Origin of the sequence: Mycolicibacterium stellerae (assembly GCF_003719305.1) — a bacterium.
Lineage (GTDB): Bacteria > Actinomycetota > Actinomycetes > Mycobacteriales > Mycobacteriaceae > Mycobacterium > Mycobacterium stellerae.
Genome location: NZ_RARC01000035.1, coordinates 1 through 11,731 on the forward strand (window position 1 = coordinate 1; position 11,731 = coordinate 11,731).

Annotated in this window: 9 protein-coding genes; 6 read left to right on the forward strand and 3 right to left on the reverse strand. The window is 63.1% G+C overall.

What is annotated here, in order from left to right; translation table 11 throughout:
- Positions 1 to 363: 363 nt before the first annotated feature.
- Together D6M19_RS28825 and D6M19_RS28830 are read right to left on the reverse strand one after the other, a co-directional pair.
- Entirely contained in the window at positions 364 to 972 is a 609-nt protein-coding gene (locus tag D6M19_RS28825) for a Fic family protein (protein WP_234835100.1), read from the reverse strand.
- Positions 944 to 1,117: a hypothetical protein gene (locus tag D6M19_RS28830; protein WP_164478745.1), complete on the reverse strand. Its 174-nt coding sequence runs from the start codon at positions 1,115 to 1,117 to the stop codon at positions 944 to 946. Before D6M19_RS28830 ends, D6M19_RS28825 begins: the two co-directional genes overlap by 29 nt.
- Positions 1,118 to 1,782: 665 nt before the next feature.
- Here D6M19_RS28830 and D6M19_RS28835 point away from each other — a divergent pair.
- The 3 genes from D6M19_RS28835 (at position 1,783) to D6M19_RS28845 (ending at position 9,248) form a co-directional block, all read left to right on the forward strand.
- The gene (locus tag D6M19_RS28835) at positions 1,783 to 5,292 is read left to right on the forward strand and encodes an NACHT domain-containing protein (protein ID WP_123028716.1); all 3,510 of its coding nucleotides are present in this window, start codon (positions 1,783 to 1,785) and stop codon (positions 5,290 to 5,292) included.
- 210 nt (positions 5,293 to 5,502) lie between these two features.
- Positions 5,503 to 5,769 (forward strand): type II toxin-antitoxin system Phd/YefM family antitoxin, encoded by a 267-nt coding sequence (locus tag D6M19_RS28840; protein ID WP_123028717.1) that lies wholly within the window; start codon positions 5,503 to 5,505, stop codon positions 5,767 to 5,769.
- Between the two features lie 101 nt (positions 5,770 to 5,870).
- Positions 5,871 to 9,248 (forward strand): nuclease-related domain-containing protein, encoded by a 3,378-nt coding sequence (locus D6M19_RS28845; RefSeq protein WP_123028718.1) that lies wholly within the window; start codon positions 5,871 to 5,873, stop codon positions 9,246 to 9,248.
- 40 nt (positions 9,249 to 9,288) lie between these two features.
- Here the strand turns inward: D6M19_RS28845 and D6M19_RS28850 are convergent, their stop codons facing one another.
- Positions 9,289 to 9,546, reverse strand: coding sequence for a type II toxin-antitoxin system RelB family anti-toxin (locus D6M19_RS28850; protein WP_074362888.1), 258 nt, complete (start codon positions 9,544 to 9,546; stop codon positions 9,289 to 9,291).
- Between the two features lie 56 nt (positions 9,547 to 9,602).
- Between D6M19_RS28850 and D6M19_RS34405 the strand changes: the two genes are divergently transcribed.
- The 3 genes from D6M19_RS34405 to D6M19_RS28860 all read left to right on the forward strand — a co-directional run bounded on the left by D6M19_RS34405 (position 9,603) and on the right by D6M19_RS28860 (position 11,611).
- Positions 9,603 to 10,298: a hypothetical protein gene (locus D6M19_RS34405; RefSeq protein ID WP_206428667.1), complete on the forward strand. Its 696-nt coding sequence runs from the start codon at positions 9,603 to 9,605 to the stop codon at positions 10,296 to 10,298.
- A 47-nt stretch (positions 10,299 to 10,345) separates the two neighbouring features.
- Positions 10,346 to 10,498 carry a hypothetical protein gene (locus D6M19_RS34410; RefSeq protein WP_164478747.1) on the forward strand — a complete coding sequence of 51 codons (153 nt, stop codon included), beginning with the start codon at positions 10,346 to 10,348 and terminating at the stop codon, positions 10,496 to 10,498.
- 201 nt (positions 10,499 to 10,699) lie between these two features.
- Positions 10,700 to 11,611, forward strand: a complete 912-nt coding sequence (locus D6M19_RS28860) for a hypothetical protein (RefSeq protein WP_234835101.1) — start codon at positions 10,700 to 10,702, stop codon at positions 11,609 to 11,611.
- Positions 11,612 to 11,731 lie beyond the last annotated feature (120 nt).

The window sequence follows — 11,731 nt, forward strand, 5'->3', positions numbered from 1 at the left end:
GGGCCGGCCCGGTGGCGGTGCTGGGGGTGGAGCCTCGGGGGGCGCCTGCTGGTCATCAGCCATCCCGGAGCCTCGCTTTCATGACGAGTTCGTCTTGCACTGGTCGGTGCCGATTGCGCCACCTGCTGCTTTCGAGGGTACGACGAACCGGACGTCCGGAATGCTGGACACACCCGTTTGACTGGGCGTGTCCGGCGGAAACATCAAGGTTGGCCATGCCACGCGGGTGATCTCGGTTCTGCGGCAGCGAACCGCCTGGCATCAGCCGCCCGAACGTAAGACGGGCTGCAGGCACCCCGGTGCACCCAACTCGATCAGGACTCCGACTGCTCGATCTGCTCCACCGATATGAACGCGGCTAGATCAGTCACGTCCCGACGTTGATCGAACGCGCGTAGCAGCGGGATGTAATACGGCTTGTCCAGATCCCAGTCGTATTGCTGCTCGGCGTTCCTGGGCGGCGGCCGACACAATGTCGGCGAGAAGCCTTGTAGTGCGCCCGTTTCCGTCCACAAATGGATGGATGCGGACTGTCTCGGCATGGACGACAATTCCCAGCTGCCGCGCCGTCCAGTCGCTGGTGTGCTCCCATCGCAAGGCGATCGTCCTGAGCGAGTTGTGTAGCTCCACCGCAATCTGCTCGGGTGCTACGCCGATGTTGCCTTCAAGCTGCCGTGGCTGGCCGGCCCACTCCCGAATCGGCCTGAACAGCCGCGTGCGCAAGTCGCGCACGAAGTGATCTTTCAGAAGATCGTCGAGCGGCAACGACCCGTCGAGCGCCACCGGCTCAACTTCCTCGACCACCTGATCCTGCATGCCTTGTTCGAGGTCGTAAACATCCGCGCGCGTGATCGGCTTGTCCAGGATCTCGACGATCTCAGGTAGCGGAGCGTTAATTTCGTCGTGCGGTGTAGGGGTTTTCCGTATCCGAGCGTCAGCGGCGTCAGCGCTTCGGCGGCTGCTGCTTCGCAAGGTAGGCCTTCACAGCGGCCGATCGACGATGGCCGGCGGGCACGACACGGCCCGCCAGCTTGGCCGATGCCTTCGTAGCCCGCATACCGGCCTTCTTGACCGCAGCCGTCGACACCACAACCTTCTTTGGTGTGTTGCGCTCCATCACGGCACCTCCCTCAGGGCCCGACCTGAAGGGCCGATCGTACCGGCCCGGCACCTGCGATGACCACGGCATTTAGTCGAGCCAGGAGTCGTCGCCGGTCGATAAGCGCAAATCAGTCCTAGCCCGGCGGGAGCGTACTAGACGAGAGCTGGGGTGACCGTGTCCGTCCAGGACCAGGCAAGAAAGGGGAAAACGGCAACAGAGCATCTAGCTCAAGGGGCGGAGTCTAAGCCTCCGCCTACCGGTTCGCCGCGTCGCGGCGCCTGAGAATGCGAACCTTGAGGCGGCGGCGAAAGCGAAGTCGAATGTCGGACTACCGCGCGAGACTGAACGCGTGAAGAAGATCGCCCGCTTAGCCGCGCAGCGGTACCGTCTGGCTCGCCGGACGCAACGAATGAATGTGACAGATGACTGTTAGTCGATCCAACAGAGATCGCGTCAGGAAAGACCCTCGCGCTGAAGTTGCGCGGGCGGCGCGCGCAGCTTCGCCGAATGCGCGCAGACGCGGGGGTGGCCGAGGTTCGGGTCCGGGTAAACCGCTGAGCGAGCAACCCGGTAACTCGTTTCGGTATCTCTATCAGCGCCTGAGCGAGAAGGAGTTTCAGCAGCTTTGTAGCGCACTGATTCGCATCGCTTACCCCGATGCTCGGTGTTTTCCCGTCGGTATGAGCGACGGAGGCCGTGACATCAGCGGCTCTGACGGAGAACTTGCGGTCATCTTTCAGGTCAAATGGACCAGCAAGGCGCTGCAGAATCCGGTGACCTGGCTCAAGAGCGCCGTCGAGGCCGAGCGGGCGAACATCGAGCGTCTCATTCGCGAAGAGGGTGCGACCGAGTACCGGCTTATGACCTGTGTGGCAGGTACCAGCACTCCCAGGACGGGCACCATTGATCGCCTCGACGAGGAACTGGATAAGCTCTCCGAGCAGTACGGCATCCGGATGCGTTGCTTGTGGCAGTCCGACTTGGATTCGATGGTCGACAGTGCGCCCGACGCAACCAAGTGGTCTTACGCCCCAATGCTCGTCGGCCAAGATCTCATTCGCTACCTGATCGACGGGTCTCAAGCCGAAGGGCGCGCCGCCGAGATGCGCCGAACGCTGCTAGCTGTGATGTCCGCTCAGTGGGGCGAGGACGCGAAAGTCAAGTTCAGCCAGGTGGATATGGACCACCTCAACATCGTGGACCTGTTCGTAGACGTCGAGGAAACGCTGGAGGAGCCGGCCGGTAACGCGCTGGACGCCTTCGTAGGTCGTCAGCAGGCTCGCGGCGAAGGCGCTGTGCAGTACCTGCTGCGCACGACGATGCCGTTGACGCTCATTCGTGGCGAGCCCGGCCAGGGTAAGTCAACACTCGGCCAGTACCTCTGCCAGGTTCACCGAGCTGCTCTCCTGCCAGCCAGCGAGATCACGATGGGTAAGGCGCCCGATCACCGGCCTGCGGATGCGAAGCTGGCGCTTCGCGCTGACTTGAAAGAGTATGCGACCTGGCTGCTCGGGCAGGACCCCTGGGGCCACGATGAACAGAAGGTTAAGAGGCCGAGGGCCGCCGAACGAAGCGTTGAGCATTTCCTCGCGTCGCTTTGCGCTTATCACAGCGGCGGACGGTCCGTAAGTGTCGAACAGATCTACGACCTTACCCAACGCTATCCACTGCTGGTCGTCCTGGACGGCCTCGACGAGGTTGCAGACTCCGCGTTGAGATCTGAAGTCGTACAACAGATTGACGCATTCGCGCGCAGGCTGGGCGGCACCTCGCAACGCCGTTTTCAGGTCGTCGTGACGACTCGACCGAATAACGGCGGGTTGAAAGAGCCGTCTGCAGAAATGTTCGAGACGGTCAGGCTGGTACGCCTGTCACCGACACTCCAGCATGAGTACATGCGCAAATGGACCTCTGTTCACCGCATCCGGGGCCGTAAACAGCGACAGTTGATGAAGGTCTTCCGGGACCGTAGTGCTCAGGATCACGTGGCCGAACTCGCCAAGAACCCAATGCAATTGACGATTTTGCTCTTTCTCGTGAATCGTCGTGGCGAGGGAGTCCCGGACGCGCGTACCGCGATGTACAGGCAGTTCATGGAAACCTTGCTGGATAGGGAAGTCGAGAAGGACCAACTGGTCAAGGACAACGTCCCACTGGTCTATGAATTGACCGCGTATCTCGGCTGGCTCATGCAGTCCGGAGTCGAGGCGCGCACTGTGCCGGATCGCCTGGAAACCAAACGTATCAAACGCCATCTGCGCAACTACCTCGATGAAGTAGAAGGCCCGATGGACCTGGTGGACCAATTGTTCAGCGCCATCTCGGACCGCTTCTGGGCGCTGTCCAGCAAGGTGGACGGCACGTTCGAGTTCTCTGTCCATTCGGTCCGTGAGTACTTCGCGGCGCTGTTCCTGTCGGATTACGTCGGTCTCTTCGGAGAGGCCGTAGTGCTGCGAAGTGATGTGCTCCACGCGTTGGTAGATCGCTCATACTGGTCCAACACCGCAAGGTTTTACGCGGGCTTTGCCAACCCGAACGAGCTCATGACGCTAGTCGCCGGGTTGGATGAAGCGATCGAGTCGGGTCGGCATCCGCTACAAGCCCGCGCAGCCGTCCTCACACTCTTGGCCGACGGTGTGTTCGCGCCCGTGGCTAGATCGCAGCGCGCAACTGCAAACCTACTGTCGGATCCATTGTCGATACGGCTCCTAACCGCGACAGGACTGCAATCCCCGCTGACCGATCTTCCTGCCGAACGTGGCGGCAGCGACCTCGCCGCAGCATTGATGGGGGCTAGCGCTGCGGCACCCCACGAGATGCTCTCGCGGGACAGAGTGCGAGTCCTTCCTCGATTGGGAGTCGATCGTGCCGCATTCGAGTCTTGGTGGATCCCGCGATTGATTGCGGCCGTTGGTTCTCCGCATGAGGTGAGCTGGGTTCAACTCGGTGTCAGTTTTGCGGGCGCGACGCTGGACGATGCGACCGCTGCGGCCATCGTGCTCGATGGTGCCGCCAGTCGTCGCGCGGCCATCGCTCTCAAGGCTCGACCGCCGGCCGATTCCACAGCGCATGAAACTCTGATTCGAAGTGTTCTCGACAATGAGGCGAGCGACATCGCAGTAACCGGTACGAGCGTGGCTGGCGACCTGCTCAAAGTGCTACGGCCACAACACTATTTGCGACTAGCGACTCCAGCTGCCGACCCGATCTACCTCGTCGCTGTCGGGCACCTGGTCGATAACGAGGCCGAAAGAAAGGCACGCTCCAGCATATATAAACGCCTGACGACGGTTGATAGACGTTACGAGCGGATCATGCGGGCAAGCGCCGTCCGACGCGGCGAGGCCAAGTCGACCGCTCCTTGGCAACACACCGCACGTGAACTCGCCGCAATACATGGCCAATGCCTGATTGGCGCCGAGATCGCGCTCATTGGCGCCATTCAGCTAGACATCGTGACCGGCGGATCAGTCACCCCTGGTGCTACGGCGTTTGGCAGCTCATCTGATTACGGCATGCTCGTTCAAGAGACTCGCGCTAACAAGTCGTCGGGGCCATGGTGGAGGGGCCAGATCGACTTATGTGATGACGACTTATCCCGCACGACATGGGCGTTGGCTTTCGTTGCGATAGCGGACGCGGAAGTGGTAGCGGAGCACATCGCCGCGTTCGATGAGGTAGTTGAGCAGATCGAGGAGGATACGTTCTTCAGTGCTGCGCAGACCTCCAGCCGCTTGGCGGCCAGTGCCATGGGCCGACGCCTCCGTTCAGAGGTTTGGGAGGCGGCGCAATCTGCGACCGATAGAGCTCGACTACTGATTGCGCACCACACTGCCAGGTTCGATGCCTTCGATCCGCTCGTGGGCTTGAGTGCTAGCCAGTTGAGTCATATGGCACGCTACGAACACGCGTCGTGGCCGGCGGTCCGGGCAATCAGCGTCCGTTTACTCACTGGCGAGCCAATGACTCCTCTCCTCGAGGCGCTGGAGGCATGCGGACCTGATGCGCACATCGTCATACCTGAGGGAACAGCTGAAAGTTCGTCATTGCTAACCGATTCCCTTCTCGAACAACCTCAGAAGTTCCCGCTCGGTTGGGTCGTCGCTGCCGAGCGGTGGAGATCCTCACGGTACGTCGAGCCGCCGCTGTCCAAGCTTGCAATCGCGAACGGGTGGGTTCCTGACCTCTAACGACCGTCAGAAAGAAGCGCGCGTGCACGACTGGATCCCGAGGAGTTCGAGCGTTCGCCGATGAATGCGATGCCAAGGCCGCGTCCACTAGCGGCGCGACACGGATGCGTTAACGGGTTCCGGACGCCATTGATATACCCCGGGTTGGGAACGACCACCAGCAAGTGGGCGCGTACTTCAACTGCGTACCACTAGTAGTACATTTTCAGAATGGCCTCGACGATCAGCGTGAGCGATGCGCGGAAGCGGCTGTCTGCTCTGTTAGAGCAGGTCAACGCCGATCATGAGCCAGTCCATATCACTTCGAAGGTCGGCGATGCGGTGCTCATGTCTGCACAGGACTACGACTCATGGCAGGAAACGGTGTACCTGCTGCGGTCCGCGGAGAATGCGAGTCTTCTCATGCAGTCCGTAGGCCGAGACAAGGTACTTCGCGTCGCACCCGGCGAGCCTCGTTCAGGCGATCAACGAGCCTGAGAAGCGGCCGGGGGGCAACGACTCGCTGGGTCGGCGTCCATAGCTTGCCGGTGAGCGCCGCTATCATGAGCTTCTGGTGCCGCCGATAGGGCTGGCGATTGATGAGCAACATAACAACACAACAAGTCCACATCGACGTCTTCTACGGTGATCGACCCGCGCACGAATCCGAGCGGCGGGCGATCAGCGCGATCCGCACCGAACTGCAGCGGCGCGGCGTATCCGCGGTGCTGCTGGTCAATTTCTTCGTGCTGCGCGGCGCCCGCCAACTCGACTTGGTGATCATCACCGCCACGCGCTGCGTCGTCGTGGAACTAAAAGCACTCGACCCCACCCTGCCGCTGATTGCAACGGCGAATGGGCCGTGGCAACAGGGCCTGCCCAACGGGACGCGCCGTGCCATCGGGCACCGCAATTTCTACCATCAGGCGAAGGAACAGACCCTGGCTCTGTCCGATGAGATGGCAAAGCTCGCCAAAGCCCGCCGCGTGCCTACCCCGCTGAAGAAGGACTTCTACCGCCAGATCGACACCGTGGTCGCGATCGCTCCCCGTGTGCCGGCGGGCTCGCAGTTGCAGGATTTCGACTATGTCGTAGCGCTCGGCCTGGATGGCTTGGTGGACTACCTCACCGCGCCAGGGCGCGGTCTCACCCAGTGGGCGCCCGCCGACTGGGATGAACTTATCCGGGAGTTGGGGCTGTACCCAGAGGCTGACGACGAAGATGAGGTACGGCGCCTCCGCGCCGACCGGGCCGCCATTGAGGACTACCAGCGGCGGTTTCGTGACCGGTGGTCGGGGCGACTTCATCCGCTCATACCCGCCGCTGGTCTGCTCGACGAGCAGGCAATCACCGTCGATGCGGACAGGCTGGCGTCGGCGCTCACCGAGCCTGTCAGCCGGGTGCTGCTCGTGGGGGCGTCAGGCGACGGCAAGACCCACGCCGCCCAGCACGCCGCGCTACGGCTCACCCAGCAAGGTCGCCTCGTAGTGTGGGCTTCGGCCGACGACTACGCGAAGAACGACTTCGGCGTGCTGATCAAACGCGCCGTGAGCCCCTACAGCACCGAACCTGCCTGGGCGTTGCTGCGCAAGGCTGCTGACTCCGGGGCCGGCGTCACCGTCGTCATCGACGCGCTACAGGCCAGCGCGCACCGGCACGATCTGCTCACCCAGCTCAACGCCCTGCTCCTACAAATCCCGGCGTCGGTGTTGGTGACGACATCGTCCGATCACGACATCGTTGAGCTGTTCTCGCCGACCGCGCGCATCCAGCTCGCCTCGCCGCAGGGCGAAGAACGGACCCAGCTTGCCGACACCTACGGGACTGCCGCGGGAGTCGCGGAATTCGCCGAGTACCGCACCCGGTACGACATCAGTGTGGCCGCCCAGGTCATTGGCGAATTGCCCGCCGGGGCGTCGCGCGCCGACGTCCTCGACGCTTACATCAGCCGCCTGACACGCAGCGAGGCGGTGCGCGCCGGCCTTCGCTGCGTTGCCATCGCGATGGACGCCAAGGTGAGCACCGTTATGCCGCTCAACGAAGTGATGGCGATGCTGCGGCGCTGCCCACCTTTGATGAACACCCCCACCGCATTGGATGAGGTGCTGGGCTGCCGCCTGGTTGCGATACACCAAGGGCGGCTGCGCTTTAGCCACGAACGGCAGGGGCGATTCCTGGCCGCCGAACAACTCGTCGTGTCATCGCAGGACGGAGCAGCCCTGGGGCAGGTACTGGCGCAGCCGGCACACGAAGATCTCCGCCAATACGCGCTGCGGGTGGAGCGCGACCCCGCGCGCCGCTATGACGCCATCCGCGAGCTTGCCGATGACCAGTTGTTCGCGGCCGCCGCGCGCGGCGTGTTCGGCGCGGAAACCGCGGCTGCGGCGCTTGCGGAGATGACTGAACTGCTCGTCACGGCGCGGATGAGGACACCGCATGCGGTGTTCGAGGGCCCCACCGACGGCGGCTTCTGGGCTGGAGGCTGGCACGGTCCGTTCCCTTGGTCACCCATCGAGCTGGCACTGTTGCGGGCGATCGGACTAGGGGTGTTGGACGGGCTGCTCCTTGATGACGTAGGCGAGCTGCTCGATGTGACCGACAAAGTGCTGCGCCCGGCGATGATTGCCCTGCGAGAGCAGGGTCACCGCACGAGCATCAGCACCGTGTTCGCCTCGGTCTACGCGGTGCAGTACCCAAGCGAAAGCGACGCCCTGGCCGCCGCCTACGTCTGCGGCGCAATCGACACCGGCCGTCATTGGGGTGATCGCCCCGACTCCGAATCAGGGTTGGCGACGCGGATGTGGCGGGCGAACCCGTCCTGGGGGCGACTGCACGTGGCCGCACTGCTGAGCCGGCCGCTGCGCCACGGCGAGGACGCCGCCAACGTCATCGACATCATCAGCAGCGGTTGGCACGCTGGCGGCTACCACTTGCGCCTAGAGGTGTTGGAGGCCGCACGCTTCGCTCACCATGTTCTGACGCCCGACGAGCGCGAAGCGATCGCAGACGTCCTGGACACCTTCGACGCCAACTACAACATCTTCTTGTCCAGCTTGCTGCTGGAGGTGTTGGGGCGATACGGGCGCATCGAACCGGTCGCCACCACCGACGACATCGAAGCGGAAATCAGCGAGATCATCGCTGACCCCGACGACCCGGATCGACAGCGAATGGCGGTGTCGATCATCTCACGACAGTATGAGGACGAATTGGTCTTCGGACCGTACGGCGAGGTGGTCTGCGGGCTCCCACTCGTTCAGAAGCTGACCCTTTACGCCATGGCCGTGCTCGCACCTGGAGACTTCGATGGCTTCGGCTATCCGGAAGCGGTCCAGGGGCTGGCCGAGGGCATCGCCCGTGCCGACGACCTGATCGGCCGCGCGGTTGCTGAGGCGGCCCGGCGGATGCGGTTGGATACCTTCAACCGACAGGACTGCGTCGCCGGGCATCTCCAGGGGTTGCGCGGCTGGGCGAAAATCAGCGACCGACTGCCCGAAGCGCCAGTGGCCGAGGAGGACGAACCCGCTGCCCTGCTCTTCGTCGGTGTTTGGCGGTTGGTCGACGAACTGCTGTTCCCGCTGCTACGCGGGGACCAATTGCCAACGGGGTTAGCGCAATTCATCTGGGATCGCCTGCAGACGACGTGCCCCGGACCCGCCACTGCAGTGCTCAGCGACATGCGCTTCGCACTAATACCTGGCTACAACAATGACACTGAATTTGCCCCCCACGATCTGCTCCTGATCTCCTACCCCGAACAGATCCGCGTTCTCATGCAGTGGGCGTTAACGCACCGCGACGAACTCAGGGAATGGCCCGAGCCCCACATCGAGCGCTATGTCGTGGACACCCTCGGCCGCGTCGGGAATGCGACCACCGCAGACATGCTGCGGCATTACGTCGACCACCCCGACCTCGGGCAATCGGCGATAGCAGCGATCAAGGCGATCGAGAGCCGCTGCGATGTCGACCGGTAGGTGATCGGCTACGTCGATCCAGCAATCCGGTTCTCGCCGCCTACCGATCCACCATCAGGTCACTGGCGGGCACTCCGAGCGCGTCGGCGATATCGAAGAGCCGCTCGTAGAGCAAACCGCGTTGCCCACTCTCCACCGCGCTCAGAATGGGGCGGGTGACGCCGGACTCATGGGCCAGCTGCTCCTGCGTCATGCCTCGCTCGACGCGGAGCTCGCGTATTCGCTTGCCGACGGACTCTCGTCGACGCTCCCATGCAGCCACACGCTCCGGACTGTTCTGGCTCGGTCGGGTGGGCACGCACATACGTAACTGTGAGTGCACCGTAAAGTCTGTACTACTAGTATTACATTGCCATGATGCACGCCGACACGCCACCAGTTCGACGCGAATGGGTGACCAAACGTGGCCTTCAGATGCTCGACGAACTCGTCGGTGCCCTACAAGAGACCCAGCTCGCGCTGCGCTCAATGCGTGTAGACGTCGGCCTCACCCTTAATGATCTAGAGCGAGACCTGCGGGCGGCGCGAGAATCCGCACGCTTGGCGTACGCCGCAGCCAGTCTTGTCTCCCAAGGCGCTGAACTGGCCGCGAGCTGGTCCGACTATCCATCCCGCCCGAAAGCAGTGCTTGCACGGCATCGTGTAGCCGTTGACTACGGCGCCGCAGCGAAGGTCCCCGCAACGCCGGCAGCTGACCGGTACGGGGAAACACTTCGGGAACCATACGAACGCATGGTCCAACAAGCCCGCGAGTCTCAACCGGCACCAGCGCGCTCGGATCGACGGTGTGGGCATCCAAAACTCGACGGGAAGATTTGCCGCCGACGATTAATACGGATTCGTCCGAACGAGTTCGCCAATCACTGCCCGGATCATCTGGAAGACAGCGAACGGGAACTCTATGAGCGCCACAGGCGACAGGCTGGGAGAGCGATTGCTCACGCGCAACGCGAAGAGTCTCGCAGGATCGCCGACGAATGGCTCGCAGAGCGGGAGGGGCATCGCTTGTGGATCGAGCGGGTGGTCCACTCGACCGGGTGGGTCGATTAATCGGGTTTTGTGTAGCCAGGAGCGCGTGCCGCTATCACCTTGGGATGGTGCATACGCGACCGGGCTGGTATGCCGTCAGCCCCAACAGCGATGAACTCGTCGCCTCAGCGACGCAGCTGCGTGCGGTGACCGCCACTGACACCAGGATCAGCGCGGCCCACGTCGGCCCGGTCACCGAAGCAGCTCTGCGCGGAATATGAAGACTGCGGTGTCGAACGCGTCGTCTTCGACCTGGACACACTGAGCGTGCCCGACACTCTCACGCGGCTCGATGAGTATGCCGCCCTTGCCCGTTCCCTCGGCTGGTCGCCAGCCGAACCGGCCCGCACAGACACCCCAGCCGCGGTGGGTCGTCGCGCACGCGGCACCCCTTCAACTGCTGGATCACGTGACGGGAAGCGATGGCAGAGGTCGACGCGAAATGCGCGCGACACGCTGGCTTCTGTCATGCGACGCTCGACACCGTGAACGAAGAACCGGAGATCTACGTGTTTGATTTCTCCGCCTCTCACGGCGCGGCAGAATACCGGGAGCGGTTGGAGCGCACTCGAACGGAGGCGCGCCAGCGATACCGCGTCCACCTAGCGGCGGCGTTCGACCTGTACGGCGCCCCGGATCCCGAGGCCCTCGCAGACACCGCACTCGACGCACTCACGGACTCGAAGTACGTCGACAGCGGCGAACGTTGCCGGTGCTCATGTCACCCGCGGCTCCCCGAGAGCGACCTTCATGACTACGGATTCGGCTGCGTGTGCATGCAGGCACCGGAGGATCGTCGCCGCGCATTTCATGCGTGGCGCAGTCACATTGGTGCGTTCTGGCGGTCACCCGAAGGAAAGCAGATCACGGCCGCGGAGCACGCCGCAGAAGCCGAACTTGAAGCGTGGCTAGCAGAACAGCCCGGTGTAGTCGTGCGCAGCCACGGCGGGCAGGCCCCGGAACAGTGGCGCGGGGCAGTGGATGGTCGAGTGTTCTACTTCCGCGAACGCCACGGCGAATGGCGGATCGAGCTGAATCTGCGGCCCAGTGGTCGCTTCGCGCGCGCCTTGGTCGGTACGGATAGCGAAGGCGAACCTCGCTATGAGGAGCGCGAGTTGGACTCGGGCGACGTGATTGCCGATGGCACCACCGCTATCGACGGTTACGGCAGCACACCGGTCGAGCGGGCGAAGTTCATCGTGGACACGATCCGCGTGCACCTCTCCCGCGAGGCGTGCGCACTACACGTCGACGATCTGTCATCCATCGAAGCGCTGCTCGGGTGCGCGGTCCGCTGGTGCCCATTCTGCGGCACCCGTATGTCCACCGACTGACTAAGCGCGGTGCAGCTATCGGTGCTCCGCGTGTGCTCACGTGCTGTTAGCTGAGACGAGACGTACTCAGGTGCTATTGGCAACGCTCGATGGTGGGGCGGATCCAGAACTCAGTGTCAA